This is a genomic window from Streptomyces sp. NPDC001970 (assembly GCF_053594115.1).
In genome coordinates this window covers 35,752-60,548 of record NZ_JBSFDW010000048.1, presented here as the reverse complement: position 1 = coordinate 60,548, position 24,797 = coordinate 35,752, and the positions used below count along the sequence as shown (strand labels likewise).

The window sequence follows — 24,797 nt, the reverse complement described above, 5'->3', positions numbered from 1 at the left end:
AGGACGTGCGGGTCCTGCGACGCGGCGATGCCGCGCGAGGTGGCGACGACGGCGTAGCCGAGCTTGCGGTAGGCCTCCACCAGCCCGGCGCCGATGCCCTGCGAGGCGCCGGTGATGACCGCGACCTTCTGACCCTGACTGCTCATGACGACCTTCTTCCATGGGGTGCTAAGGTGCGACCAACCGGCATAACCAACCGGTCGCCTATTTGAAAGTAGACGACCGGTCGACAAGTGTCAAACAATAACAATACGGACACGGACCTATTTGCACGATCTGCCGAGCGGCCCACGCACGAACACCGGCCACTCGGAAGTCCGGCGGATCCGACTCCGCAACGACGGTCGGACCATGGAGTAACCGACCGGTCCAGTAAAACGTAGTCGAGCGGTCGTATACTGGCACCATGGGACGGACCAGTGATGCCAGAGAGAAGATCCTCAGCGCGGCGCAGTCGCTCATCGAGCTGCGCGGCTACTCCGCCCTGGGTGTGGCCGAGATCTGCAAGGCAGCCGGAGTGCCCAAGGGCAGTTTCTACTACTTCTTCGAGTCCAAGGAGGCTCTCGCGCTGGCCGTGATCGACGAGCAGTGGGCCGGCCAGCGGAGCGACTGGACTCGCATCCTGAACAGCGACGCGGAGCCACTGCAGCGGCTGCGGCGGCTGTTCGAGGAGACGGAAGCCGGCCAGCGCGCGGGCCAGCAGAGCTGCGGAACCGTTTCAGGCTGCATGTTCGGGAACCTCACCCTGGAGATGAGCAACCAGACCGAAGCCGTCCGCAAACGCCTGCAGGAGATCTTCGAAGCCCAGGTCGACATGGTCGCCTCGATCATCACCGAGGCTCTCGAGCGTGGCGAGGTCGCCGTCACCGACACCCGTGAAGCTGCCCGGTCCGTGGTCGCGCAGCTCGAGGGCCAGGTCTTGTTCGCGAAGCTCTACAACAACACGTCCCAGCTCAACGCGCTCTGGACGAACTGCCTGGGACTGCTGGGCGCTCGCTCGCCGCAGGCGCCGGCCACCACCTGACACGACAGCTGCAGATCTCGATCTGCGGCTTTCGGGCCGGCCGGTGGAGCATGGGCGGATTCGAACGATCATCAGGCGACACGTCGGATCCACGCGCCATGCCCGGGGCATGCCGAGTCCGTCCCGCGCACCGACCGTGCTCGGTTCGCCGGGAGATCCGACAAGGCGAGCATCGCCCCCTCACAGGAGGAACGCACACATCATGGTCTCCCCACTGGCCGCTCTCGGCGTGAGCAGCCCGATCCTGGCCGCCCCTATGGCCGGCGGCCCGACCACCCCCGCGCTGGTCACCGCAGCAGCCCGGGCGAACGGCCTCGGGTTCCTGGCCGGCGGATACAAGACGGCTGACGCGTTGGCCCAGCACATCGTCGAGGTCCGCTCCAGCGGCGTCGCCTTCGGGGTCAATCTGTTCGCGCCCAACCCCGTCCCGGTCGATCCGGAGGCCTTCCGTCGCTACGCCCGCGCGATCGCACCCGAGGCCCGGACCTACGACGTCGACGTGCTCTCAGCAGGCATCGTCGAGGACGACGACCACTGGTCGGACAAGATCGACCTGCTGCTGTCCGACCCGGTACCGGTCGTCAGCTTCACCTTCGGCATCCCGGAGGCAGCCGTCATCGCCGCGCTGCGCGCCGCCGGAACCATGGTCGTCCAGACCGTCACCTCGCCTGCCGAGGCCCACCTGGCCGCGGGCGGCGGTGCCGACATGTTGGCCGTGCAGGCCTCCGCCGCGGGCGGGCACTCCGGCACCCTCACCCCTCAGCACGTCCCGGCACCCGTTCCCCTGACCGACCTGCTGGGCAAGGTACGCCAGGCGGTGTCCCTGCCGCTCGTCGCCGCAGGCGGAGTGGCCACCCCGGCCGACGTGACCGAGGCACTGCGCGCCGGAGCCGCGGCGGTCATGGTCGGCACCGTCCTGCTGCGCGCCGACGAGGCCGGCACCTCACGACCCCACAAGGCCGCACTGGCCGACCCGACACGACGGCAGACCGTCGTGACCAGGGCCTTCACAGGCCGGCCCGCGAGGGCACTGCGCAACCACTTCACCGACCGTTACACCGGCCTCGCCCCAGCCGGCTATCCCGCCCTGCACCACCTGACCAGCCCGACGCGCAAGGCCGCCGCTGCCGCGGACGATCCCGAACGGATCAACCTGTGGGCCGGCACCGGGCATCGCCACGCCACGGCCGAGCCTGCCGCTCGGATCCTGCAGAGGCTGGCCTCCCCACTCTGACCGGCACGCCCTGTCCGAGTGGCCCGGCGCACTGCGACTCGGACCCCGCGCGTGGAGACATGCGCATCGGCGATCTGGCCACGGCCGGCCACGTGACGGCCAAGACCATCCGCTTCTACGAGCAGGCTGGCCTTCTGCACGCACCGCCCCGCACGACAGCCGGATAGCGCGACTACGCGCCGGAGGTCGTGAATCGGCCGGCGTTCATCCGCGAGGCACAGGGCGCGGGCCTCACGCTCGCCCAGATCCGCTCGGTACTGGACCTGCGCGACAGCGGCGAAGCCCCGTGCGGCCACGTCGCCCAGCTGATCGACGAGCACCTCGACCGGATCGAGAGGCGCATGGCGGAACTCCGCACGTCCCGCGCCCTGTTGCGCGACCTGGGCCAACGGGCCGCCGAGACGGACGCGGGCTCCTGCCCGGAGGGCGATATCTGCACCATCCTCCGCCGGCAGTGACCGCCGCGACGCCGAGGGTCAGGTGTGCAGCACCTCGGCGATCTCGTGGGCCGAACGGCTGAGACCATCGCGCGACCACGTCCAGAGCTCCGCGAAGTTCTCGACCCACTTTGACCCCCGGCGCCGGGGGAATTCTGCGCCCGGGCAAACCGCCCCCGGACGTGGCATGCGAGCACAATTGCGAACACCAGGCCCGCGAACGCACGAAAGGCCGTCCTCTCATCTCTGAGAAGACGACCTCCGACCTGCGCAAAGCAGAGTCGGGACGACAGGATTTGAACCTGCGACCCCTTGACCCCCAGTCAAGTGCGCTACCAAGCTGCGCCACGTCCCGATGCCCGTCTGACCTGGGGTTTCCCCCGGCCGATCGCGCACGAGAACCATACCGCACTTCCCCCGGTGGTCACGAACCGTTTGCCGGTTGACCTCAAGTGCGGTTTACGTTGCACGGTGAGTCGCATGGCGAACACGCGGCTCACCACGACGCGTGGCCACCAGGACCTGACCCACCTGATGGCCCTCATGACGGGCGACGAGAAGCACGGCCCCGCGGCGACCTCGACCCTCGACGCGCTGTGGGTGCTGTGCGACCGGGTGCTGCGCGTGACGCCCGAGACGGCCGACGACCCCGGGCGGGACCGGTTCCTGCTGTCCGAAGGGGCATGGGCCGATGGCGTACTACGCCGTCCTCGCGGCGAAAGGGTTCTTCGACGAGGAGCTGCTGACGGGCTTCGGGGCGTACGACTCCCCGCTCGGGCACCACCCCGACCGGGTGCTCGTGCCGGGGGCCGAGATCGGGAGCGGATCGCTCGGGCACGGACTGCCGCTCGCCGTGGGCACCGCCGTCGGGCTGCGGGCGCAGGGGCGCACCGAGCCACAGGTGTGGGTGCTGATCGGTGACGCGTGACTGGACGAGGGCAGCAATCACGAGGCCATCGCGTACGCCGGGCCCGCCGGGCTGGAGCAGCTGCACACGCTGGTGATCGACAACGCGTCCGCCTCGTACGGATGGCCGGGCGGCATCGCGTGGCGCTTCGAGGCGGCGGGGCTGGTCGGCCGAGACCGTGGACGGGCGCGATCACGAGGCGCTGTACGCCGCTTTCACCGCCCCGCGCCCCGGTCGGCCCCGGGCCGTCCTGGCCCGGGTCGAGCCGTGCGCCCCTTCGACGCAGCGACGGTGCCCCGCGCGGCAGGCGGCCGGGCGGCGGACGTGGTGCTCGTCGAGCCGTACCTCGCCGGTACGTCCACGTCCGCCGCCAACGACGCACTCGCCGACATCCCGCACCGCGTCCTCGGCCTGGGCGTCGCCAGGCGGGAACTCCGCCGCTACGGCCGGATCGACGAGCACCTCACGGCACACGGTCTGGACCCGGCGGGCCTGCGGGACCGGATCACCCGGTTCCTACCCCGCTGAGCGGGGCTCGCCACGGCCGGGCCCGTAGGGCCGCGGCCGGGCGAGCCGGCGTCAGCCGTTGGTGCACACGTTGCCCACGGCCGGGTTCAGCAGCCCGATGACGCTGATGGCGTTGCCGCAGAGGTTCACGGGCACGGACACCGGCACTTGCACGACGTTGCCCGACAGCACGCCGCCCGAGTTCGACGTGGCACCGATGGCCTCGGCGCCGTTGTCGGCCACGGCGGCACCGGCACCGCCGAAGAGCGCGGCAGCGGTGAGCCCGACGGTCGCCGCCAGAGTGCGCATACGCATGGCTTCTCCTTTACAGAAGCGGTCAGAAGTGTTCAGAGAACGAACTGTTCACAGAACACGTTGACCATCCCCGGTCGATGGGGGCGTTGTAACGCCCCTTCCCCCGTTCGGCCCAGCGGCGAGCCAGGCGGCGACGGCCTCCGCGATGGGCTGACCGGTCTCCAGTTCGATGAATCCGAACTGGCCGCCCTGGTTGCACTCCAGGAACCACCACACGCCCTCGGCGTCCTCGGCGAAGTCGAACGCGGCGTAGGCGAGGCCGGCGAGACTCGTGTAGTCGCGGACGGCACGGGCAATGCGGCCGGGGATCTCCGCGGGCTCCCAGCCGTGGCCGGTGCTGCCGTACCGGCCGTCCACCTGGTCGGTCGCCGAGAGCTTGCGGGCGGCGAAGAGCCGGCTGCCGACCGAGGTCAGCCGGATGTCGGCCCGCTTGGGTATGTACTGCTGCAACAGCGTCGGGCCGGCCGCCACACCGCTGAAGTCGGTGTCCTGATCGATACGGGTGGTGGGCAGGGCGACCGGAGGGTCGCCGACCGGGGGGCCGGACGCGGACTTCACCACGATGTCCCGGTACTGCGCGGCAAACTGCCGGGCCACACGCGGGAACGTGGTGATGACCGTGGGCGGCACGGCGAAACCGCTGCGGTGCGCCATGCTCAACTGCCAGGGTTTGCACCGCGCCTGCGTCGACACGGAGGGATGGTTCATCCACCGCGCCGTGGCGGAGTAGAGCATTCCGTACAGCGCCTGTTCGGTCTCGGCGGTCAGCCACTCCGAGGGCTCGGGGGCGTGCGCCGCGGGCTCGCCGGGTCTGCGAACCCATATGGAGCGCAGGGCGCCCATGCTCAACAGGCGCCCGTCCGTGGACAGATGGCCGTAGAAGTCGCCGTGGACGTACTCGGCCGACAGGGCGGCCTCACCGGGTACGTCGGCGGGGTCCAGGCGCATGAGGGGCACGCCCCGCTCGTGGAGCTTGGCGACCACCATGTCCGCCGTGACGTCCTGCCTGCAGGTCAGGATGAGCACAGTCATGTCTCGTGCCGGTCTGTTCAGTCGTCGAAGTGTGTCTTGGAACCGGCGGTTGACGTGGTCGTGCCGGTGGCCAGGAGCACTGCGCGGTCGTCCACGGCGGGACGCCCGTCAGGCAGCACGTTCAGCTGCAGGGCGGGGTCGTAGCTGTAAGGAACCGTTACCGCTGGACTCACGGCCGGAAGTACGTAGTTCAGTACGAACGGTCGCATGAGTCTCCTTCGTCGACTGTCTGCACACACGTAACTGTACGTAAATAGGTCGTAGGCGGCTCATTACAGTGAGTTAGCGCAGGCAGTGACCATGGTGAATGTCATCACATCGGATTCGCTAAACCTTTCGACCCCCGACACTCGTCTTCCTCATCTGCGGTCCGCGGCGATGATCACTGCGCGCCCGCGGACCCCAACTCCGGGTAGGCATCAAGCAGTTTGCGCGGAGCCGCCTGACGCCAGGAGTCGAGCAGGATCGCGTACAACTCCTCCTCGTCGTCGAGCGCCGCGAGCCTCACCCGCATCCAGGCGTAGCCGTCGTCGTGCCCACGGCGGATGAAGAACTTGTCGGGCTCGGAGGCGATCAGCTCCTCCCGGTCCTCCTTGGGGCACTTGATTCCCATCGCCTGATCGTCGTCGTCGAGCGAGGCGAAGATCTTTCCGCCCTGACCGGCCCGGAACGTGGGCACGCCCCAGGCGAGCTTCTCGACCGCCCCGGGCAGCGAGAGCGCGATTCTGCGTACGTCGTCTGCGTTGGCCATGCGACGACCGTACGGTGCGCCACCGACAATCACCGCTCCCGGCCGACGGGCCGTCACCAGAGCCCTCTTCCGACCCATTGACCCCCCGCGACACCGGAACCTACGCTGAGCGACGCACTCCAGAAAGCGCTTTCCGTCATCTGACGACACCCGCAGCCGCCTCACCAGCACCGGGAGCGCCATGAGTAGTCGCAGAACCACGTCACCAGTCACCGCCGGCAAGGCACGCACGGCACACGCCGCACGCACGGCTCGCACCGCCATCACGGCCATCACGGCGTTACTGGCGCTGATCATCGGCCTCGGGGTGGCCACGGCCCCTCGCGCCGAAGCGGCGCCGTTCCGCGTTCTGGTCTTCTCGAAGGTCACGAACTTCTTCCACGACTCGATCCCGGCGGGGATCGAGGCCATCAAGAAGCTCGGCAGCGATAACGGTTTCGAGGTCGAGGCCACCGACGACGCCACGGCCTTCACCGACGACAACCTCGCCCGCTTCCAGGCGATCGTCTTCAACAACACCAACTCCACCCCGGAGAAGGGCGATCTGCTCGACGCCGAGCAGCGAGCGGCCCTGCAGAAGTACATCCGAGCGGGCGGCGGATGGGTCGGTGTGCACGCCGCGTCGGCGAGCGAGCGCGACTGGCAGTGGTACGAGGGCCTCGTCGGCGCCATCTTCGACCAGCACCCCGCCGTCCAGACCGGCCGGATCAAGGTGCTCGACCAGAGCCACCCCTCCACCCGGGGGCTTCCGGAGCTCTGGGAGCGTACGGAGGAGTGGTACAACTGGCGCACCAATCCGACCGGCAAGGTCCACACCCTCGCCCAGATCAAGGTGCGGGACGGCATCACAGGCCTCGACGAGGGCGTCGACCACCCGTGGTCGTGGTGCCAGAACTACGACGGTGGCCGCTCCTGGTTCACCGCCGGCGGTCACGCCGCGTCGGCGTTCCAGGAAGAGGGCTTCCTGAAGCATCTGCTCGGCGGCATCCAGTGGGCCGCGGGCGACAAGCCCGGCGACTGCACCGCGACGAAGACCGGCGCCTTCCAGCGCACGCCCCTCGTCACCAGCGATCTCGCCGACCCCTTCGAGCTGGCCGTCGCGCCCGACCGGCGTGTCTTCTTCATCCAGCGCACCGGCAAGCTGAAGGTCGTCGACCAGTCGACGCTGAAGGTCACGACCGCGCTGGACTTCGCGTACACCCCGGAGATGACCAGCCAGTCCGACGGACTGCTCGGGCTCGCCCTCGATCCGGGCTTCGCCACCAACAACTGGCTCTATCTGCTGCATTCGGACAAGTCCGAGAACCAGCTCAACCTCTCCCGGTTCACCGTCACGGGCAACACGGTCGACCCCGCATCGGAGAAGCGGCTGCTGACCATTCCCACCCTGCGCGGCGAAGGCCGGGCCAATTCCCATATGGCGGGCTCTCTCGCCTTCGACAAGAGCGGCAATCTGTACGTCGCGACCGGCGACAACACCGATCCGTTCGCCTCCGACGGCTTCGCACCGATCGACGAACGCGAAGGGCGCAGGGCCTGGGACGCCCAGGGCACCTCGGGCAACACCAACGATCTGCGCGGCAAGATCCTGCGCATCACCCCGCAGGCCGACGGCACGTACACGATCCCCGAAGGCAACCTCTTCGCGCCCGGCACGGACAGGACCCGCGCCGAGGTCTACGCGATGGGCATGCGCAATCCGTTCCGGATCACGACGGATCCGCTGAGCGGCGCGCTGCTCGTGGCCGACTACGGGCCCGACGCGCGCCAGGCCCAGCCGGAGCGTGGCCCCGAGGGCACCGTCGAGTACACCCGTGTCACCGAGGCGGGCAACTTCGGCTGGCCCTACTGCACCGGCAACAACACACCCTTCACCGACTACGACTTCGCGACGAAGACATCGGGCTCGGCCTTCGACTGCGCGAAGCCGGTCAACGACTCGCCCAACAACACCGGCCTGCGGGATCTGCCGCCGGCCCAGCCCGCCACGGTCTGGTACGCGTACTCCGCTTCCGCCGAATTCCCGGAGCTCGGCACCGGGGGCGGCGGCCCGATGAGCGGCCCGGTCTACGACTACGACCCGGCGAACACGTACCGCACGAAGTTCCCCGAGTACTTCGAGGGGAAGTGGCTGAACTACGAGCTCACGCGCAAGTGGTTCAAGTCCTTCTCGATCCAGCAGAAGGACCAGACGTTCACCGACCCCCGGTTCGCGCCGGCCAAGGCGGGCGATCTGCAGTCCATCAACGCGGTGTTCGGTGACATGTCATGGAACCAGCCCTTCGACGCGGACTTCGGCCCGGACGGGGCGCTGTACGTCATCGACTTCGGGCTCGGCAGCGGCACGGGCCGCGGCGGCAGCAACGAGGGCTCGGGCATCTACCGCATCGACTACGTCGCCGACGGCAGGCTCCCCGACGCCAAGGCCACGGCGAGTCCGGACAACGGCCCCGGACCGCTCACCGTGAAGTTCTCCGGCGCGGGCTCCGGGCTGCCGGACGGCAAGCCGGTCACGTACGCCTGGGACTTCGACGGGAACGGGACGACGGACTCGACCGAGGCCAACCCGACGCACACCTACCGGACCAACGGGCGCTACACGGCCAGGCTCACGGTGACAGGGCCGCAGCAGCTCACCGCGCTCGCCGTCCAGGACATCACCGTGGGCAACACCCGCCCCGAGGTCACCATCCAGCGGCCTCCGAACGGCGGCATGTTCAGCTTCGGCGACACCATCCCCTTCACCGTGCGGGTGAAGGACCGGGAGGACGGCCGGCTCAGCCCGATCGACTGCTCGCGCGTCGTCGTCCAGTCGCAGCTCGGCCACGACTCCCATCTGCACCCGCTCGACAACTACACCGGCTGCGCGGGCGAGATCGTGACCGACGCCGGCGACAGCCACGGCCCGGGACAGAATCTGTACTACGGCATCAGCGCGCAGTACGAGGACAAGGGCGGCCCGGGTGGTGTGCCCGCGCTGACCGGCTCGGCGTCGCTGACTCTGCGTCCGGCGTATCGCGAGGCGGAGCACTTCACCACGACGGGAGGTGCGCAGGGCGGCGCCGTCGTGGCGAGCCGGGCCGACGCCTCGGGCGGCAAACGGCTGACCGAGATCGAGAACGGTGACTGGATCATGCTCGATCCGGCGCACCTCGAGGGCATCGACTCGGTGACGGTCGGGGCGGCATCGGCCGGGCTCGGCGGGACGGTCGAGTTCCGTGCCGACTCCCCCACCGGTCCGCTGCTCGGACAGGTCACCGTTCCCGACACCGGCGACTGGGGCAACGTCGTCTCCCCCACCACGACGCTCAAGGACCCGGGGCACACGGTGAAGCTGTACGCGGTGTTCACGAACCCCGCGTGGTCGGCGGAGAAGCCCGATCTGTTCGCCGTCGACTGGCTGCACTTCAACGGGCGGGGCGTCGAGAAGCGCCCCGGGACCAAGGTCGCGCTCACCGCGACGCCCGGGACGGGCGCAGCGCCCCTCACCGTGGCGCTCGCCTCGACGGTGAGGCCGGTGTCCGGGCGCACGATCGCCTCGTACCACTGGGACTTCGGCGACAACAGCAAGGCCACGGCCCCCGAGGGGCCCGGGGCGACGCACACGTACGCCAGGCCGGGTGCGTACACGGCGCATCTGACCGTCACGGACGACAAGGGCGACACGACGACCGGCGCCGTCCGGATCACGGTGAGCTGAGAGGAGAGGTCTTATGCATTCCACACGAAGAGCGTTCCTCGGGACGGCACTCGCTGTCGCCGCGGCGGCGGGGCTGGGCACCCCGGCGGCCGCCCAGGCGGCCGAGACGGACGGGAACGGCTGTGGACGGCGGCGTCGCATCCCACCGTCCGGCATCGGCATGCACCTGTACACGATGCGCACGTCCCTGGCCCAGGACTTCGGGGGCACACTCGCCCGGCTCGCCGGGATGGGGTACGCGACCGTCGGCGTGAGCGGCCGTCACGGGCACAGCGCCGCGGCGATCCGGCAGATGCTCGACGAGAGCCGTCTCAAGGCGGTCCTGGAGCATGTCGCGTACACCACGGTGACCGGCAGCGGTCTGCCGCAGGCGCTCGACGACATCCATACGCTCGGCGCCCGCTGGATCGTGGTTCCGAGCCTGCCCGGTGCAATGCACACCCCGGCCGGATTCCGGGAGGCGGCACGCGAGTTCAACAAGGCGGGCCAGGCCGCTCGGGAGGCCGGGCTCGGGCCGCTGCTCTTCCACAACCACGGCAGCGACCACGCCGTCGTGGAGGGCGAGAACCTGTACGAGATCCTCCTGAAGGAGACCGATCCCGAGCTGGTCTGCTTCGAGCTGGACGTGTACTGGGCGGCCAACGGCGGGGCGGATCCGCGCACCCTGTTCGTACGCCACCGGCGCCGTTTCCCGGCGCTGCACGTCAAGGACATGGCCCCGGACGGCGGTTTCGCCGATGTGGGCTCGGGTGTCCTGGACTTCGCCGCGATGTTCGACACGGCGAGCAGCGGCGGCGTGCGGCAGTGGCTCGTCGAGCACGACTCGCCGGCGGATCCGTTCGCGACCGCGCAGAACAGCTACACGTACCTGTCGCGGCTGCGCTACTGACCCAGCGGCGCCAGGCGCTTGTAGTACACCGTGGTCGGATGCAGCCGGCCGGCCGGGTCGGCGGCGTAGTCGGGAATCATCCCGGCCGCCGTCCACCCGGCCGAACGGTAGAGGGCCTCGGCGGGGCTGCCGCTCTCGGTGTCCAGATGCAGCAGGGTGGCTCCGGCGGCCGCCGCCGCGCCTTCCGCCGTGGCGAGGAGCGTACGGCCGAGGCCGCGGCCGCGGGCGTCGCGGTGGACGAGGAGTTTGGCGATCTCGGCGCGGTGTCGTCCGTTGGGGTACGTGGCGAATCCGAGGCTGATGGTGCCGGTGATACGGCCACCACCCGTACGGGCCGTCCAGAGCGCTCGGCTTCCGTCCGCGATCGCGTTTGTGTGCGTACGCCACCAGGCCTCGGCGGCGGCGCGCTCGAGCGGCGCGAGGAAGCCCACCGATGCACCGCCGTCGACGGCGTCGACGAGGAGGTCCGCCAACCGGGGTGCAAGCGCGTCGAGTTCGTCGGCGTGGACACGAGCCACGGTCTCCTGGGTCATGGCAGCACCACCATGACGGCATAGCGGACGGGCTCCGGGCCGGGGCAGCGGAAGCGCGTCGGCCCCCACAACCGGAAGCGCAGGCAGTCGCCCTTGTGCAGTGCGTGGGTCTCGTCGCCGACGGTGATCCGGAGCGTGCCTTCCAGCACCCAGATGTGCTGCTCCATACCGGGCACCGGGGGCCGTTCGTACGCAAGGTCCGCGCCCGCGGCGAGGCGCCCTTCGACGATCTCGGCACGCAGGCCGGCCTGCGGCGGGGACACGGAGCGGCGGACGAACCCGGCGTCGGGGTCCGTCCAGACCGTCTGGCTGTCGGCGCGCACGACCTGGGCCGGCTCCGCCTCCACCTCGCTGAGCAGCTGGGACATGGTCCGGCCGTGGACCGCGCACAGTTTGCCGAGCAGGGAGGTGGTGGGGCTGATCTCTCCGCGCTCGGCACGGGACAGCGTCGACCTGCTGATGCCGCTGCGCTGCGCGAGCTCGTCCAGGGACCAGCCGCGCTCGGCCCTCAGCTCGGCGAGCCGGGCGGCCAGCCGTGCGTCGACGGGGTCACGGTGCCCATCCTTGCCCTCACCATCGCCTCTCATATTTGGAAGGCTATCCCATATTCGGGAAAGACCCGCAGGGCCACCAGGACGACGAGGGCCCGCCGCGCTGCGCCGCGCCGGGCCGTATCGCGCGCGGGGTCCCCGCCGCGCGGTGCGGGCCCGTCGGCAAGCGTCGCCGAGCCTCGCGTGAAGCACGCCGCCGCCGGCTCCAGGGGCATGGCGCTCCGGAGCCGCCTTGCCCCGGAGACCAAGGACGCAGCATCCGCGCCTGCTGCACCCGAGGGGACGAGTTCGGACCGCGGGTTTCCGGTTCCTGCCGTCATCGGGCGATACGGCGCCGAATTCGTCGTCGACGGCGGCGAACCCACCGTCCGACCCCTCGCGTCAACAGTGCATCGACGGAACTGCCTCGTGGACAGGCCCGGATGCCGTCCGGTCCCGCCGCCGGGCCGGGAGCAGGCGCGTCGCCCCCCTGCTCCCGCCTCGGCGGACGGCCACTTGGGGCCTGTCTTTCGGATTTTGCCGGGCTCACGTGCCCTGGCACGCACTTCCCCCAGAGCTTCGCCTGGGGGCACCCCCAGCCGCGTTGTCGTCGGTCACCGACTCCCCCATAGCCCTGCGGGCACGGGCGGTACCCCCACCGCGTCGTTTCCTCCTCCGCCTTGCATCCGCACGCACCGCTGTGACATCAACCGCTCCGCGGCGGGCCACTCGCTGATCCGCGGCCCGATCCAAAAGACCGGCCCTCGCCGCTGCTGCCCGGGGGTCGGGGAAATCCGGTGGCGAGACCCTCAATCATGCGCCGATGCGGCCCCCAGAAGATCCCTGATGTGCCCGGTGGCCTCGCGGAACTCGGGCCTGCCCAGAGTTTGCGCGTAGTCCCGCTCGGCGGGCAGACCGACGTCGATGATCTCGGTGATGGTGCCGGGCCGCGGGCTCATCACCACGACCCGGTCGGCCAGATAGACCGCCTCCGAGATGGAGTGGGTCACCAGCAGCACGGTGGTGCCCGTCTCCCGCCAGATCCGGTTGAGCTCCATGTTCATCTGCTCACGGGTGAGCGCGTCCAGCGCGCCGAACGGCTCGTCCATCAGCAGGACGGGCGGCTCGTGGAGCAGCGCCCTGCAGAGCGCGACGCGCTGCTGCATGCCGCCGGACAGCTCGTGCGGGTAGGCGTCCTCGAAGCCGCCGAGCCCGGTCATCGCGATGAGTTCGTCCGCACGCGCGCGGGCCCGGTCGCCCGGCATCCGGCGCATCTCGGCCTGGATGAGGATGTTGCGCCGGGCCGAGCGCCACTCGAGGAGCGCGGCGCGCTGGAAGACGTAACCGATATCGTGGCGCGGTCCGTTCACCGCCTCGCCGTTCAGCCGGACCTGTCCCGCCGACGGCTTCAGCAGTCCCGCCACCAGCTTGAGCAGGGTCGACTTGCCGCATCCGGACGGTCCGACGATCGCGACGAACTCGCCCGCCGCGACGTCGAGGGACACCTCGTGCAGCGCGGTGACATCGCGGTGCTTGGTACGGAAGCGGACGGCGACGTCCTCCAGGGCGACCGCTGCAGTGCCGGCCCCGGCACCGGCTGCCGCGCCGGTGCCGCCCGCCGTGCCTGCCGGGCCCCTCGTGTCCTGCGCGCCCTGCTCCTTGCGCAGGGTCGTGTCCCTGGTCATCGTCATCCCTTCAGCGCGGTGGCGGTGTCCCAGTACTCCGACACGGCCTTGGGGCTCTTGACCATCCCGGCCTGAGCGAAGACGTCGACGGTCTGCTGCCAGTCCGCCTCGGTGTTCACGCCCGGCGCCTTGCCCTGGGTGGCCGAGGTGTGCAGCAGTGTCACGGTCGTCCTGAACTGCTCGGCGAGGACCTCCTTCGGCGGCAGCTGCTCCGACGCGCCCTCCATCGCGGCGACGGCCGGGTCCGGTGCCTTCTCCGCGGCCGCCCAGGCCTCGCTGACCGCCTGGACCAGGCGCTTGGCGACGTCGGCGCGCCCCGTGAGGGTCTTCTGGCCGGCGATCAGACCGTTGGAGTAGAAGTTGAGGCCGTGCTCCGAGAAGCGGAGGTAGGACACGGTCTTCTTGGCCTTGTTCTGCATGGTGGGGCCCTGGTCGCTCGCGTAGCCGAGCAGCCCGTCCGTCTTGCCGGAGATCACCGCGGCGATCTTGCCCGCGGGGTCGGTGTTCTGGACCTTGACGTCGGACTCGTTCAGTCCGTTCTTCTCGAGGAAGATCGGGAAGGTCTTGGACAGCGCGTCACCCGCCGTACCGGCGATGGTCTTCCCCTTGAGGTCGGCGGGGGACGTGATGCCCGCGGACTCGAAGAACTGCACCGACGAGGGTGTGGTCTGCAGGAACACCCCGAGGCTCTTGACCTTGACCCCCTGGTCGATGCCGGCGAGGACGGCAGGGGTGTCGGCCCAGCCGAAGTCGGTCTGCCCGGCGCCGGTCGCCTGCACGGTCTTCTGCGAACCCTGCCCGGCATTGATCGTCAGGTCGATGCCGTGCTTCTCGAAGATCTTCTGCTGCTTGCCGTAGTAGAACGGCGCGTGTTCGCCGTACGGATACCAGTTGAGCGTCAGGGTCACCTTGTCGAGCTTCTTGCCGGAGTCGCTCGTGGTGGTCCCCGCGTCGCCCTCCCCGCAGGCCGTGGCGACCAGGAGCAGCGGTACGAGGCCGATCAGGAGTCTGCGCGAAGTCATGGCTGGCCCTCTCGGAACGGGTCACGTCTGGATGGTGGTCGTGGTCGTGGTGCGGTCGATGGGTGGTGGAGGGTGGTAGAGGGTGGTCGCCGCCGTGTGGTCACCGGTGGCGGTCACCGGGTGGTGGCCGTAGTCAGTACGTGGTGGTCACGTCGGTTCCGCGGCGGCTGGCGTGCCACGGGAGCAGCAGCTTCTCGGCGATCTCGACGAGGACGAAGAGCACGACGCCGATCAGCGACATGACGAGGAGCCCGGCGAAGAGCATCGGGGTGTCGAGGTTGCCGTTGGCCTGGAGGATCACATAGCCGAGCCCCTCGTTCGCCCCGACGAACTCACCGACGACGGCGCCGGTCACGGCGAGCGTGACGGCGACCTTGAGACCGGCGAAAAGATGCGGCAGCGACGCCGGGAAGCGGATCTTGGCGAAGGTCTGCCACGGCCGGGCCCCCATGGTGGCCGAGAGCTGCAGCATCTCCGGGTCGACCGCCTTGAGTCCGGTGACCATCGAGATGACCACGGGGAAGAAGGCGATCAGCACGGCGATCAGGATCTTCGGCGCGATGCCGAAGCCCAGCCAGACGACGAAGAGCGGCGCGATCGCGATCTTCGGTACGACCTGGGCGAAGAGAAGGATCGGATAGAGCGTCTTCTCGACGGTCGACGAGTAGACCATCACCACGGCCGCGAGCACTCCGACGGCGACGGCGATGACGAAGCCGATGAGTGTCTCGTACGTGGTCACCCAGCTGTGGTGCCAGATGTAGTCGGTCTTCTCCAGCAGCACGTCCAGGGTCGCGCCGGGCGACGGGACGAGATACGGCTCCACCAGCTCGGCGGCGGCGATCACCCACCAGGCGGCGAAGCAGGCCAGCAGCAGCGCGAAGGGCCGCCAGCCCTTCTCGAGGGCGCGGGCGAGCCTCTCCCCCGTCCCCGGGCTGTTCCGCCGGGCAACCCCCTTCGCCTCTGCGGCGGGGGCAGGTATGACGCTCTGGCTCACGATGAACTCCTCGGGCATCCGGGGCGGTTGCGAAGAGCGGCCGTTCGGATCCTGCGATCGGTGTCGTCCGAACAAGCGCTTTCAGAAAGCGCTTTCTGCTAAGGTGTCGCCACGCTAATGACTGCCTGCACGCACGGTCAATAGGTCGTCCCGAACTTTCCGGGGGTCAGGTTGAGTGAACGCCAAGCTCAGGCACCAGCCCAGGCACCAACCCGTGCACCGGCGCAAGCCAGGACGCGCCCACCTGCGGAGCCCCACGTCACGCTGGACACCGTCGCCCGCAGGGCGGGCGTCTCCCTCGCGACGGCGTCGAGAGCGCTCAACGGCACGACCCGGGTCCGGGAGGAACTGCGCCAGCGCGTACGTGCGGCGGCCGACCTGCTGGGCTACATCCCCAACGCCCATGCCCAGGCGCTCGCCAGCGCCTCGAACAACACCGTCGGCGTCGTCTGCCATGACGTCGGCGACCCGTACTTCTCCGCCATCGCGGCCGGAGTCATGCGCGCCGCGGCGGAGTCGGACCTCCTCGTCATGCTGGCGAGCACCTTCCGCGAGCCGGAGCGGGAGATCGCGTACGTCTCCATGCTGCGTGCCCAACGCGCCCGGGCCATCCTCCTCATCGGCTCCGGTTTCCAGGACCGCGTCTGGGAGCGGGCGTTGGCCGCCGAGCTCGATCCGTACGTACGGGCAGGCGGGCGCGTCGCGGTCGTCAGCCGTCACCGCAGCCTGCGGGCGGACGCCGTCCTGCCGGAGAACCGCGCCGGGGCCGCGGCGCTCGCCCGGTCGCTGCTCGCCCTCGGGCACCGGGAGTTCGCGGTGCTCAGCGGGCCACCGGAACTCACCACCGTCTCCGACCGGTTGGCGGGCTTTCGTGCGGGGCTCGCCGAGGGCGGTGCGATCCTGCGGCCGGAGTCCGTCGTGCGCGGCGCCTTCACCCGTGATGGCGGTCATGCGGCAGCACGCGAGCTGCTGGCCCGTGTCCGCGCCGGCGCCGACCGCCCCACCTGCGTCTTCGCCGTCACCGATGTGATGGCGGTCGGGGCGCTGGCGGCCTTCGGGGAAGCGGGCGTGCGGGTGCCGCAGGACATCTCCCTCGCCGGTTTCGACGACATTCCTCTCGTACGGGAGCTGACTCCGCCGCTCAGCACGGTCGCCCTGCCGCTCAGCGCGATGGGCAGGGAGGTCATGGCCCTCGCCCTGCGCGAGGCACCCGGCCGGCGCTCACGCGTGCTGCGGGTCGGCGGCGAGGTCGTCCTGCGCGCCAGCACCGCTCCACCCGCTCGTTCATCCGCCGACCTGCCCGACGAGAGGACCCGTTGATGAAGAGGGACCCGTTGTTGACCATCGACCGCGTCGAGACCTTCGCGGTCGCCCTGCCCACCCGCCGCTCCTTCGGCGTCTCGGGCGGCGCGGTCGCCGTCGCGGGGCGGCCGTCGATCCGGATCCTGGTGAAGGTGAGCAGTGCAGACGGGGCGTACGGCTGGGGCGAGGCGACCCCGATCCCCGCGTGGACGTACGAGACCGCCGAGTCCATCGTCACGACCGTCGACCGCTATCTCGCCCCGGCGATCACCGGGCGCCCCGCGTGGAATCTGGACGCGGTGGACGCGGCCTTCGAGCGGGCGGTCAACCGAGGTCTGTCGATCGGCGCCCCGCTCGCCAAGAGCGCGGTGGACGTCGCCCTCCACGATCTGCTGGGACGGGCCGCCGGAGTATCCCTGGGCGTGATGTGGGGCCAACGGCGCACGGACACGGTCGAGCTGGGGTGGATCGTCTCCGGACAGTCGCCGGCCGAGGTGGGCGACAGCGTCACGGAGGGAGCGGAGGCGGGCCACCGCGCCTTCAAGGTGAAGATCGGGCTGCACGACGAGGCGACCGACGCGGCGGTGGTGGCGGCGGTACGCGAGCACGCCCCCGCCGCGCCGCTCTGGGTCGATGCCAACCAGGCGTACACGGTGGACGCGGCGCTGCGGATGGCCCGCCGCCTCGAGCCGTACGGGCTCACCGCCTTCGAGCAGCCCTTGCCCGCCAATGACTTTGCGGGCCTGCGGCGGCTGCGCGAGCACTCACCGGTGCCGGTGGCGCTCGACGAGAGCCTTCGGCACCCGACCGATCTCGCGACGTTCGTCAGGCTGGAGGCCGTGGACGTGGCCATCGCCAAGGTGCAGCGCAGTGGCGGACTGACGCTGTCGCGGCGGCTGTGCGCGCTGGCGGAGGACTGCGGGGTGCGGCTGATGGGGTCGGGGCTGACCGACTCCGATCTGGGGCTCGCGGCGTCGCTGCATCTCTTCGCCGCGTACGGCATCGGGGTCGGCACCCCGGTCGACCTCAACGGCCGTCAGTTCATCGACTCGCCGTACGCCGCGGAGACGGTACGGGTGGAGAAGGGCGTGGCGCACGTGCCGGACGCGCCGGGTCTCGGGGTGGAGGTGGACGAGTCGGTCGTGCGGCGGCTCGCCGTCGACGTACTGGAGCGGCGGGCCTGAAGGGCGGCGACCCCGCGTGCGGCGGGGCGTGCCCACGGAGCGGCGGCGCCCGGAGACCGCAAACGCGCCGCGTGGCGCAACCGTGCGCCGGTACGGTGAGAGCCGGGCCCCAGGGGGCTGTGCGATGTACGCGGAGTCCTGCACCGCCCCTCACCGGCCCGCCGACGGCATCGGATCCGGCGACTGTCCCTGAGTGCCATATGCCCACGAAACCTTCGCTATTGCCATGTGGCAGAAAGTTGCCTGCAGGGAATGCCGTACGGATAGGCCCGGACAGGCCACTACCACCCAGAACACGGCCTCAATCAAACGTCAACCGCCCGAGTTTCGGACAAAATCAATAAACGATCTTGAATCACCTGGAATCGATCAACACCATGAGGTGGTCGGCCTGCACGGGACGGGACCACGCCGATGCACCACCTGCTCGAACATACGCGCGAGCAGGCGTTTCGCAGAGGAGGGCTCGCGATGGACGGGTATTTCGCCAGTCGACTACATCATCAGCTCCGGGCCCAGGTCCGGCACTTCGCGGAGAGTGAGGTCCGTCCGCGGGTTCCCGCCATGGAGGCGGCCCGCACGGTCCACCGCGAGCTGTCCCGGCTCATTGCCCGGCAAGGCTGGCTCGGAGCGACCATCAGCAAGGCGCACGGCGGGATGGGTGCCGGCCATCTCGCCAAGACCATCATCATCGAGGAACTGTCCCGCGTCAGCGGCGCCATGGGGGCGATGGTTCAGGCCTCCCAGCTGGGCGTTGCGAAAATCGTCCACTTCGGCAGCGAGGAGCAGAAGAAGTCCTGGCTGCCGGCGATCGCCGCCGGCGACTGTCTCCCCACGATCGCGGTCACCGAAGCCGAATCGGGCGGACACGTGCTGGGCATGAGCGCCACAGCGGTGCGTGACGGCGACGACTACATCATCAACGGCCGGAAAGTGTACGTCGGAAACAGCCATGTCGGCGATCTGCACGGGGTCGTGGTCCGCACCGGACCGGGCTCCGGCGGCCTCACCGCGTTCCTCGTCGAGTCCGACCGCCCGGGCTTCCGCGTCGGCGAACAGAAGCCGACGATGGGGCTGCACGGGTTCAGCTTCGGTGAGCTGTTCTTCGACAACTGCCGGGTGCCGGTGGACAACCGGCTCGGCGAGGAGGGCGAGGGCCTGGCCGTGGCCTACTCCTCCAGCGTCCTCTACGGACGGGCCAATCTCACCGCCGTCTCACTCGGCCTCCACCAGGCGATCCTGGAGGAGACCACCAGGTTCTGCACCGAACGCCGGCGCTACGGCAGACCGCTGCACGAACTCCCCTCCATCAAGCTGAAGCTGGGGCAGCTGCAGTCACGGCTGATGACGGCACGGCTCACCGCGTACCACGCGGTGCATCTGCTGGACCAGGGTCTGGCCTGCGACGCCGAGTTGATGAACGCGAAGCTGGTCAACGTCGAATCCACGCTCGACTCCGCGCGGAACGCGATGGAGATCCATGCGGCGTCCGGCCTCTTCACCGACCGCCCCATCGAGCGCTATCTGCGCGACGCGCACCACATCTTCGCGCCCGCCGGCACCTCCGACATCCAGTTGCTCCGGCTCGCCGAGGTGGCCCTGGGCACCGCCAAGGGCGAGTGGTCGGAGCGGCTCGCGGAGGTGGCCCGGCTGGAGCCCGCACTCTGACGGGCGCGTACGAAGGCGCGTCCGCGGGCGCCGCCGCCGGTACCTGCACCGGTGCGTACGAGGCCGGTACGTGCACCGGTGCACACGAGGGTGCGCATGCGAAGACCGCTGGACACCGTGACATGTGACGCCCCCGGGAGCTCGGAGTTCCCGGGGGGCGTCACACGGTCGCCGACATCAAGGCCAGGCGTACCGACCTCACAGTCCCCCGTCCTCGCGGCGGTGGATCTGCTCGACCAGCTCGGCCGCGAGCGACTTGATCGTCTCCAGACCCGCCCGGCCCCAGGGACGCGGCTCGGTGTCCACCACACAGATGGTGCCCAGCGCGATGCCGGTTCGGTCGATCAGCGGCGCCCCGAGATACGAGCGGATGCCGATCTCGTCGACGACGGGGTTCCCGGCGAACCGGGGATAGTCGCAGACGTCCTCCAGGACGAGCGCCTTGCGCCGCACCACGACGTGCGGGCAGTAACCGTGGTCGCGAGCCATGAAGCGGCTCACGTCCCCGCCCGTCGCGGCTGCCGCGGCGTCGAGATCGCTTCCCGAGTGGGTACCCGCGGGAGTGTGCAGCCCGGCGAAGAACTGCCGGTTCTCGTCTATGAAGTTGACCATCGAGTACGGTGCCCGCGTCACCTCCGCGAGCTTGTGGGCGAACTCGTCGAAGGCCGGGTCGGGCCGCTCCCCCAGACCCAGCTGGCGCAGTCGCTGCACCCGCATGGGCGCCTCACGGTCGACGGGGGTCAGCAGCAGATGTCCGGTCGGGTCGTACGTCATGAGTGTGCTCCGTAGCTCGGCGCCGGTGCCGGCGCCGGAGTGGTGGACAGCAGATGCTGGACAAGGGTGACCAGAGTTCTGATCCCGGAGCTGGCGATCCGGGCGTCGCACAGCACGACCGGCACCTCCGGATCGAGGTCGATCGCGGCCCGCACCTCCTCCGGCTCGTAGCGGTAGGCGCCGTCGAACTCGTTGACGGCGACGACGAATCCGATGCCGCGCCGCTCGAAGAAGTCGACCGCGGAGAAGCACTCCTCCAGGCGGCGGGTGTCGGCCAGGACGACCGCGCCCAGCGCGCCCTCGGAGAGCTCGTCCCACATGAACCAGAAGCGCTCCTGGCCGGGCGTGCCGAAGAGGTACAGCACATGGCGGTCGTCGAGGGTGATGCGACCGAAGTCCATGGCGACCGTCGTGGTCGTCTTGGACTCGACACCTTCCAGGCTGTCCGTCGCCACGCTGACCGTGGTCAGCAGTTCTTCGGTGCTCAGCGGCTCGATCTCGCTGACCGCGCCGACGAAGGTGGTCTTGCCCACCCCGAAACCGCCCGCGATGAGGATCTTCAGCGCGGTGGGAAAGAGAGCGGCTTCGAAGCGGCCCGGGTCGTCTCGGGTGCCGAAGCGGTCGTCGCGGGCTTCAGAGCCGTCGTCGTAGGCCATCGAGCACTGCCTCCAGCAAAGAACGGTCGGTAGGGGACTCCTGGAAGCGGGGCGCTCGCGCGGTGACCGCCCCGCAGTCCACGAGATCGGAGAGGAGCACCTTGGTGACGACCGCCGGGAGCCGTAAGTGCGCCGCGATCTCGGCCACCGAGGTCGGTCCGTCGCACAGGCCGAGGGCCAGAGCGTGCTCCGGTCCCAGATGCGTCTGCGGGGCGGTGCCGGTCGCCATCACCAGTGAGAGCAGATCGAGTGCGGCAGTCGGACGGGTGCGGCCGCCGCTGACCGTGTAGGGACGGATGAGGCGGCCGGCCGCGTCGTCGAGCCAGGGCCCGTCCTGCGGGGCCGGCACGATCAGTGCCCCGTGGCGCTCGGCGCCCCGGCCGGCTGTCTGGCCGGAGTGATCAGGTAGGGCCGTACGCTCTTGACCAGCATCGCCATCTCGTAGCCGAGGACCGCGGCGTCCGCCTCGCGTCCGGCGAGCACGGCGAGACAGGTGCCGGAGCCCGCGGTGGAGACGAAGAGCAGTGTGGAGTCGAGTTCGACCACCACCTGGCGGACCTCTCCGCCGTCGCCGAAGCGGGCACCGGCGCTGCGGCCCAGGGAGTACAGCCCCGAGGCGAGCGCGGCCATGTGGTCGGCGCTGTCGGCGTCGAGGCCGTGCACGGACTTCACCAGGCCGTCGGAGGAGAGCAGGACCGCGTTGCGGGTGTACGGCACCCGCTGGACCAGGCCGGTGAGCAACCAGTCTAGATCCGAGGAATGGCCGGACGGCACATCGCTCGCCATGGTGCATCTACTCCTTGTGGGTTTCGCCCTGTTGAAGCGGTTCATGGGAAGTGACCGGGTTCTGGGACTCGGCGAGGCCGATGCCGCGCTGGAAGGCCGCCATCAGACCGGGGTCGTGGAGCTCTGGCTCCTCGGCCTTGCGGGGTGCGGGATCGTCGCGCAGTTGGGGCACGAGGTGTTCCTGGGCGCGACGTCTGGGGAGGGTGGGACGGCCCATGGTGCCACGGACCACCGGGGATTCGGCGGGGTTCCGCGGCAGTTGGGCCCCACTCTGGGGGGTGGTGCGGCTGACGCCGGGTGCGGCGGTGGCCGGGTTGGGCCGTTCGGTGTGCTCGCCCCGCACGGGGAGCGGACCGTGGCCGTTGCCGGTCCCGTCGCTCTGTCCGTGCCCGTTGCCCCGCCCGTCGCCCTGCCCGTCGCCGTTCCCGTCCGTCGTCGGCGAGGGCGAGGGCGGTGGCTGGTGCGGAATTGCGGGCCCGGTGGTGACATACGTCAGGGAGCGGTGCGAGCCGGTGTGTGTCACGTCTCCCGCGGAGCGCGGCGCGGCGGCCGGAGGGGGCGCCACTGCCCGTGCGGGGGCGGCGGTGGGGGCGGGCGCCGCGACGGCGGCCTGGGGTTCGTGCTGCGCTGCGGCGTGGGCGGCGTTCGGGCCGGCGGCCTGTTCCGTGCCGGGCGTCCCCGGGTCGACTCCGAGCAACCCTTGCGGCAGGACGAGTACGGCCTGGATGCCGCCGTAGATGTTGGACTGGAGGCGGACCGCGATGCCGTGCCTGCGGGCGAGGGCCGAGACCACGAACAGGCCGATGCGGCCGTCCTGCAGGAGATGGGCCACATTGACCTGGTCGGGGTCGGCGAGCAGGGCGTTCATCTTGTTCTGCTCGGTGACCGGCATGCCCAGGCCCCGGTCCTCCACCTCGATGGCGAGACCCGCCGTGACGCGAGAGGCGCGCAGCAGGACCTGTGTGTGCGGGGCGGAGAACAGGGTGGCGTTCTCGACGAGTTCGGCCAGCAGATGGATGACGTCGGCGACGGCGTGCCCGCGCAGGTTGCCGTCGATCGGCGGCACGAGCTTGACCCGGGGGTACTGCTCGACCTCCGCGATCGAGGAGCGCAGCACCTCGGTCATGGTGACCGGGTTGGACCACTGGCGGCGGGAGATGGCGCCGCCGAGCACCGCCAGGTTCTCGGCGTGCCGGCGGATGCGGGTGGCGAGGTGGTCGACGTGGAAGAGCCCCTTGAGCAGCTCGGGGTCCTCGACCTCGTTCTCCAGCTCGTCGAGCAGCTGGATCTCCCGGTGCACGAGCGACTGCAGCCGGCGGGCCAGATTGACGAAGACTTCGACCTTCTGCTCGTTGCCGACACTGCTGGAGAGCCGGGACGCCTGGACGACCGCGGCCACAGCGGCGTCGTAGGACCGCGTCAACTCATGGGCGAGCAGGTCGAATTCATCACCTGCAGGTGCCGGGGGCGGACCCTCGTGGCGGGCCTGCGGGCGTTCGCCGCGCCGCAAGCCCTCCACCACGACACGCAGTTCGGCCTGGTTGCGCGCGCTGGAGCGGCGCAGGGCGTGACAGCGGTCGAGCACCGATCTCGCGGCACGGTCGGCGCCCATCGCCGCCGCCGCCACGGCCGCGACGGCGAGGGCCGCGGAGCCGGCGAGTGCGACCCACAGGGCGGCCGACGGCCGCGCCTCGGTGGAACGGATGGTGAAGAGCACCGCTGCGGCACCGCTCAGCGAGACGACGACGACCGGCAGGATCGCGGTGCGCAGCAGTTGTGGGCGAATGCGGGATTCCGGCGACGGCGGCGTGGTCTGCGGCCTGACCGAGGCGGAGGAGGTTCGGGAGCCTGACCGGCCGTGCCGTCCGCCCTCGCGGCGGTCCGGCCGCGCGGCGGGTGCGCGAAGTTGAGACATCAGCGTCCTTGGTACGTGGCCCAGGAATCGGAGCACCGATCGGCGTACTCATCGGCGTACTGCGGCTGTTCAGCTTCGGCTCAGCGGCGGGGTGACGCCAGGACTGGTTGAGCCCACCGTTGATCACCGACCACACAGGGTAGTCGTCAATCGTTCACGTGCGGTGGGCAGTTGACAAACTTGCCCGAAGAGCAACCCGCTCTGGTATGAGGGCTCGCACGGCAGCGCGAATACGCCATCCCATACGGCCCGCGAAGACGGCCCGGGGCCGGGCCCGATCCGGCTGGTCAGGCCGGGTCCGGCTCGAATCGGCCGAGAACCAGGCAGGATCAGGCCGGATCAGGGTGCATACGGGGCCACGCGAGCCCGGCGGGACCGGCGGGACCGGCCGGGCTGGCGGGAAAGGGCCCTTGGGCGGCCGGAACCACGCCCAGGCGGTCTCGAAAGCTCGGCCCAAGCGGTGTCGGAGGCCCGGCCTAAGCGGTCGGGGCCGTCTCGGGCGCTCCCGCACCGCTGCCCGGACTCGTGCCCCGGACGGCGGCGTCGGCGATCGCACCCGCGTCGGATGCCGCACGCGCACCTGGGGCCGTGCCGGCCGCGTCGGGTCGTACGGCCGCGGACGTGGGGGCGGTGGCCGGGGCGGGCGCGGCGGCGGGGGCGACGGCCCGCCACCAGGGCGCCGCCGGGACGTCGTCGGAGGTGGGTTCGAAGGGCTCCCCCGGCAGCGGCAGCGCCACGCGCGCCCCCGCATCGGCCGCCGCGGTGAGCGTGCCCTCCCCGGGCTCCGCCCACGGGTGGAACGCGAGGTTGAACGTGGCCCAGTGGATCGGCAGCATCACTCCGGTCGGCTCGCCGCCCTGGAGGTCGAGGTGGGCACGCATGCCCTCGGCCGGGGTCATGTGGATGTCCGGCAATATGACGTTCTATCAGACTTCAAGGCTAAGAAGAT

The 24,797-nt window shown here is 70.2% G+C and carries 24 protein-coding genes, 1 tRNA gene and 3 pseudogenes; 11 read left to right on the top strand and 17 right to left on the bottom strand.

Features of this window, described 5'->3' with window-relative positions; translation table 11 throughout:
* Window positions 1-146: SDR family NAD(P)-dependent oxidoreductase (locus tag ACWCP0_RS37150; protein ID WP_451083163.1), on the bottom strand; the 146-nt coding region annotated here is incomplete at its 3' end.
* 260 nt (window positions 147-406) lie between these two features.
* Here ACWCP0_RS37150 and ACWCP0_RS37145 point away from each other — a divergent pair.
* The 4 genes from ACWCP0_RS37145 to ACWCP0_RS37130 all read left to right on the top strand — a co-directional run bounded on the left by ACWCP0_RS37145 (window position 407) and on the right by ACWCP0_RS37130 (window position 2,716).
* The gene (locus ACWCP0_RS37145; RefSeq protein WP_451083160.1) at window positions 407-1,024 is read left to right on the top strand and encodes a TetR/AcrR family transcriptional regulator; all 618 of its coding nucleotides are present in this window, start codon (window positions 407-409) and stop codon (window positions 1,022-1,024) included.
* 202 nt (window positions 1,025-1,226) lie between these two features.
* The gene (locus ACWCP0_RS37140) at window positions 1,227-2,258 is read left to right on the top strand and encodes a nitronate monooxygenase (protein WP_451083159.1); all 1,032 of its coding nucleotides are present in this window, start codon (window positions 1,227-1,229) and stop codon (window positions 2,256-2,258) included.
* A 59-nt stretch (window positions 2,259-2,317) separates the two neighbouring features.
* Window positions 2,318-2,425 (top strand): MerR family DNA-binding transcriptional regulator, encoded by a 108-nt coding sequence (locus tag ACWCP0_RS37135; RefSeq protein ID WP_451083158.1) that lies wholly within the window; start codon window positions 2,318-2,320, stop codon window positions 2,423-2,425.
* A 21-nt stretch (window positions 2,426-2,446) separates the two neighbouring features.
* The gene (locus tag ACWCP0_RS37130; protein WP_451083157.1) at window positions 2,447-2,716 is read left to right on the top strand and encodes a MerR family DNA-binding protein; all 270 of its coding nucleotides are present in this window, start codon (window positions 2,447-2,449) and stop codon (window positions 2,714-2,716) included.
* A gap of 260 nt (window positions 2,717-2,976) precedes the next feature.
* Here ACWCP0_RS37130 and ACWCP0_RS37125 read toward each other — a convergent pair.
* Window positions 2,977-3,050, bottom strand: a tRNA-Pro gene (locus tag ACWCP0_RS37125).
* Window positions 3,051-3,175: 125 nt separating this feature from the next.
* Between ACWCP0_RS37125 and ACWCP0_RS37120 the strand changes: the two are divergent.
* Together ACWCP0_RS37120 and ACWCP0_RS37115 are read left to right on the top strand one after the other, a co-directional pair.
* Window positions 3,176-3,870 (top strand): annotated as a pseudogene (locus tag ACWCP0_RS37120) (transketolase); the annotation flags it as partial.
* A pseudogene (locus tag ACWCP0_RS37115) lies at window positions 3,870-4,130 on the top strand (transketolase); the annotation flags it as partial. The pseudogenes ACWCP0_RS37120 and ACWCP0_RS37115, both read left to right, overlap by 1 nt.
* Before the next feature lie 51 nt (window positions 4,131-4,181).
* Here ACWCP0_RS37115 and ACWCP0_RS37110 read toward each other — a convergent pair.
* The 4 genes from ACWCP0_RS37110 to ACWCP0_RS37095 form a co-directional block, all read right to left on the bottom strand.
* Entirely contained in the window at window positions 4,182-4,424 is a 243-nt protein-coding gene (locus tag ACWCP0_RS37110; RefSeq protein WP_451083156.1) for a chaplin, read from the bottom strand.
* 48 nt (window positions 4,425-4,472) lie between these two features.
* Window positions 4,473-5,456 (bottom strand): ATP-grasp ribosomal peptide maturase, encoded by a 984-nt coding sequence (gene tgmB / locus ACWCP0_RS37105; RefSeq protein WP_451083155.1) that lies wholly within the window; start codon window positions 5,454-5,456, stop codon window positions 4,473-4,475.
* Window positions 5,457-5,473: 17 nt separating this feature from the next.
* The gene (gene tgmA, locus ACWCP0_RS37100) at window positions 5,474-5,665 is read right to left on the bottom strand and encodes a putative ATP-grasp-modified RiPP (RefSeq protein ID WP_351227414.1); all 192 of its coding nucleotides are present in this window, start codon (window positions 5,663-5,665) and stop codon (window positions 5,474-5,476) included.
* 173 nt (window positions 5,666-5,838) lie between these two features.
* Window positions 5,839-6,207: an MmcQ/YjbR family DNA-binding protein gene (locus tag ACWCP0_RS37095; RefSeq protein ID WP_451083154.1), complete on the bottom strand. Its 369-nt coding sequence runs from the start codon at window positions 6,205-6,207 to the stop codon at window positions 5,839-5,841.
* 181 nt (window positions 6,208-6,388) lie between these two features.
* Between ACWCP0_RS37095 and ACWCP0_RS37090 the strand changes: the two genes are divergently transcribed.
* Both ACWCP0_RS37090 and ACWCP0_RS37085 read left to right on the top strand, forming a co-directional pair.
* Window positions 6,389-9,907: a ThuA domain-containing protein gene (locus tag ACWCP0_RS37090; RefSeq protein ID WP_451083153.1), complete on the top strand. Its 3,519-nt coding sequence runs from the start codon at window positions 6,389-6,391 to the stop codon at window positions 9,905-9,907.
* Window positions 9,908-9,920: 13 nt separating this feature from the next.
* On the top strand, window positions 9,921-10,796 hold the full coding sequence (locus tag ACWCP0_RS37085; RefSeq protein ID WP_451083152.1) for a sugar phosphate isomerase/epimerase family protein: 876 nt from the start codon (window positions 9,921-9,923) through the stop codon (window positions 10,794-10,796).
* Here ACWCP0_RS37085 and ACWCP0_RS37080 read toward each other — a convergent pair.
* The 5 genes from ACWCP0_RS37080 to ACWCP0_RS37060 form a co-directional block, all read right to left on the bottom strand.
* Entirely contained in the window at window positions 10,790-11,329 is a 540-nt protein-coding gene (locus ACWCP0_RS37080) for an N-acetyltransferase family protein (RefSeq protein WP_451083151.1), read from the bottom strand. The genes ACWCP0_RS37085 and ACWCP0_RS37080 overlap by 7 nt on opposite strands.
* Window positions 11,326-11,916 (bottom strand): helix-turn-helix domain-containing protein, encoded by a 591-nt coding sequence (locus ACWCP0_RS37075; RefSeq protein ID WP_451083150.1) that lies wholly within the window; start codon window positions 11,914-11,916, stop codon window positions 11,326-11,328. Before ACWCP0_RS37075 ends, ACWCP0_RS37080 begins: the two co-directional genes overlap by 4 nt.
* A 752-nt stretch (window positions 11,917-12,668) precedes the next feature.
* Window positions 12,669-13,544, bottom strand: coding sequence for an ABC transporter ATP-binding protein (locus tag ACWCP0_RS37070; RefSeq protein WP_451083149.1), 876 nt, complete (start codon window positions 13,542-13,544; stop codon window positions 12,669-12,671).
* A 2-nt stretch (window positions 13,545-13,546) separates the two neighbouring features.
* Window positions 13,547-14,566 carry an ABC transporter substrate-binding protein gene (locus ACWCP0_RS37065; RefSeq protein WP_451083148.1) on the bottom strand — a complete coding sequence of 340 codons (1,020 nt, stop codon included), beginning with the start codon at window positions 14,564-14,566 and terminating at the stop codon, window positions 13,547-13,549.
* A 133-nt stretch (window positions 14,567-14,699) separates the two neighbouring features.
* Entirely contained in the window at window positions 14,700-15,581 is an 882-nt protein-coding gene (locus tag ACWCP0_RS37060; protein WP_451083147.1) for an ABC transporter permease, read from the bottom strand.
* A gap of 246 nt (window positions 15,582-15,827) precedes the next feature.
* Here ACWCP0_RS37060 and ACWCP0_RS37055 point away from each other — a divergent pair, with 246 nt between their 5' ends.
* From ACWCP0_RS37055 to ACWCP0_RS37045, 3 genes are all read left to right on the top strand, one after another.
* A complete protein-coding gene (locus tag ACWCP0_RS37055; protein ID WP_451083162.1) occupies window positions 15,828-16,883 on the top strand; it encodes a LacI family DNA-binding transcriptional regulator in 1,056 nt (351 codons plus the stop codon).
* Window positions 16,883-18,049 carry a mandelate racemase/muconate lactonizing enzyme family protein gene (locus tag ACWCP0_RS37050; protein WP_451083146.1) on the top strand — a complete coding sequence of 389 codons (1,167 nt, stop codon included), beginning with the start codon at window positions 16,883-16,885 and terminating at the stop codon, window positions 18,047-18,049. The genes ACWCP0_RS37055 and ACWCP0_RS37050 overlap by 1 nt, the downstream gene beginning before the upstream one ends.
* A 471-nt stretch (window positions 18,050-18,520) precedes the next feature.
* The gene (locus tag ACWCP0_RS37045; protein WP_451083145.1) at window positions 18,521-19,717 is read left to right on the top strand and encodes an acyl-CoA dehydrogenase family protein; all 1,197 of its coding nucleotides are present in this window, start codon (window positions 18,521-18,523) and stop codon (window positions 19,715-19,717) included.
* A gap of 198 nt (window positions 19,718-19,915) precedes the next feature.
* Here the strand turns inward: ACWCP0_RS37045 and ACWCP0_RS37040 are convergent, their stop codons facing one another.
* From ACWCP0_RS37040 to ACWCP0_RS37015, 6 genes and pseudogenes are all read right to left on the bottom strand, one after another.
* On the bottom strand, window positions 19,916-20,491 hold the full coding sequence (locus tag ACWCP0_RS37040; protein ID WP_351227434.1) for a GAF domain-containing protein: 576 nt from the start codon (window positions 20,489-20,491) through the stop codon (window positions 19,916-19,918).
* Complete coding sequence (locus tag ACWCP0_RS37035) at window positions 20,488-21,147, bottom strand: GTP-binding protein (protein WP_451083144.1); 660 nt, start codon at window positions 21,145-21,147, stop codon at window positions 20,488-20,490. The genes ACWCP0_RS37040 and ACWCP0_RS37035 overlap by 4 nt, the downstream gene beginning before the upstream one ends.
* Window positions 21,125-21,496 carry a DUF742 domain-containing protein gene (locus ACWCP0_RS37030; RefSeq protein WP_451083143.1) on the bottom strand — a complete coding sequence of 124 codons (372 nt, stop codon included), beginning with the start codon at window positions 21,494-21,496 and terminating at the stop codon, window positions 21,125-21,127. Before ACWCP0_RS37030 ends, ACWCP0_RS37035 begins: the two co-directional genes overlap by 23 nt.
* Window positions 21,497-21,498: 2 nt before the next feature.
* Window positions 21,499-21,933 (bottom strand): roadblock/LC7 domain-containing protein, encoded by a 435-nt coding sequence (locus ACWCP0_RS37025; RefSeq protein ID WP_451083142.1) that lies wholly within the window; start codon window positions 21,931-21,933, stop codon window positions 21,499-21,501.
* Window positions 21,934-21,940: 7 nt separating this feature from the next.
* Window positions 21,941-23,848 carry a sensor histidine kinase gene (locus tag ACWCP0_RS37020; protein WP_451083141.1) on the bottom strand — a complete coding sequence of 636 codons (1,908 nt, stop codon included), beginning with the start codon at window positions 23,846-23,848 and terminating at the stop codon, window positions 21,941-21,943.
* A 476-nt stretch (window positions 23,849-24,324) separates the two neighbouring features.
* Window positions 24,325-24,759, bottom strand: a pseudogene (locus tag ACWCP0_RS37015) (MBL fold metallo-hydrolase); the annotation flags it as partial.
* Window positions 24,760-24,797: the final 38 nt, after the last annotated feature.

Bases quoted from the DNA above. Each gene is read 5' to 3' on its own strand.
- ACWCP0_RS37135 (WP_451083158.1), top strand. From the start codon at position 2,318: ATGCGCATCGGCGATCTGGCCACGGCCGGCCACGTGACGGCCAAGACC.
- ACWCP0_RS37145 (WP_451083160.1), top strand. From the start codon at position 407: ATGGGACGGACCAGTGATGCCAGAGAGAAGATCCTCAGCGCGGCGCAG.
- ACWCP0_RS37085 (WP_451083152.1), top strand. From the start codon at position 9,921: ATGCATTCCACACGAAGAGCGTTCCTCGGGACGGCACTCGCTGTCGCC.
- ACWCP0_RS37080 (WP_451083151.1), bottom strand. From the start codon at position 11,329: ATGACCCAGGAGACCGTGGCTCGTGTCCACGCCGACGAACTCGACGCG.
- ACWCP0_RS37095 (WP_451083154.1), bottom strand. From the start codon at position 6,207: ATGGCCAACGCAGACGACGTACGCAGAATCGCGCTCTCGCTGCCCGGG.
- ACWCP0_RS37040 (WP_351227434.1), bottom strand. From the start codon at position 20,491: ATGACGTACGACCCGACCGGACATCTGCTGCTGACCCCCGTCGACCGT.
- tgmB (WP_451083155.1), bottom strand. From the start codon at position 5,456: ATGACTGTGCTCATCCTGACCTGCAGGCAGGACGTCACGGCGGACATG.
- ACWCP0_RS37060 (WP_451083147.1), bottom strand. From the start codon at position 15,581: ATGCCCGAGGAGTTCATCGTGAGCCAGAGCGTCATACCTGCCCCCGCC.
- ACWCP0_RS37140 (WP_451083159.1), top strand. From the start codon at position 1,227: ATGGTCTCCCCACTGGCCGCTCTCGGCGTGAGCAGCCCGATCCTGGCC.
- ACWCP0_RS37020 (WP_451083141.1), bottom strand. From the start codon at position 23,848: ATGTCTCAACTTCGCGCACCCGCCGCGCGGCCGGACCGCCGCGAGGGC.
- ACWCP0_RS37045 (WP_451083145.1), top strand. From the start codon at position 18,521: ATGGACGGGTATTTCGCCAGTCGACTACATCATCAGCTCCGGGCCCAG.
- ACWCP0_RS37110 (WP_451083156.1), bottom strand. From the start codon at position 4,424: ATGCGTATGCGCACTCTGGCGGCGACCGTCGGGCTCACCGCTGCCGCG.
- ACWCP0_RS37025 (WP_451083142.1), bottom strand. From the start codon at position 21,933: ATGGCGAGCGATGTGCCGTCCGGCCATTCCTCGGATCTAGACTGGTTG.
- ACWCP0_RS37050 (WP_451083146.1), top strand. From the start codon at position 16,883: ATGAAGAGGGACCCGTTGTTGACCATCGACCGCGTCGAGACCTTCGCG.
- ACWCP0_RS37065 (WP_451083148.1), bottom strand. From the start codon at position 14,566: ATGACTTCGCGCAGACTCCTGATCGGCCTCGTACCGCTGCTCCTGGTC.
- ACWCP0_RS37035 (WP_451083144.1), bottom strand. From the start codon at position 21,147: ATGGCCTACGACGACGGCTCTGAAGCCCGCGACGACCGCTTCGGCACC.
- ACWCP0_RS37070 (WP_451083149.1), bottom strand. From the start codon at position 13,544: ATGACCAGGGACACGACCCTGCGCAAGGAGCAGGGCGCGCAGGACACG.
- ACWCP0_RS37075 (WP_451083150.1), bottom strand. From the start codon at position 11,916: ATGAGAGGCGATGGTGAGGGCAAGGATGGGCACCGTGACCCCGTCGAC.
- ACWCP0_RS37090 (WP_451083153.1), top strand. From the start codon at position 6,389: ATGAGTAGTCGCAGAACCACGTCACCAGTCACCGCCGGCAAGGCACGC.
- tgmA (WP_351227414.1), bottom strand. From the start codon at position 5,665: ATGCGACCGTTCGTACTGAACTACGTACTTCCGGCCGTGAGTCCAGCG.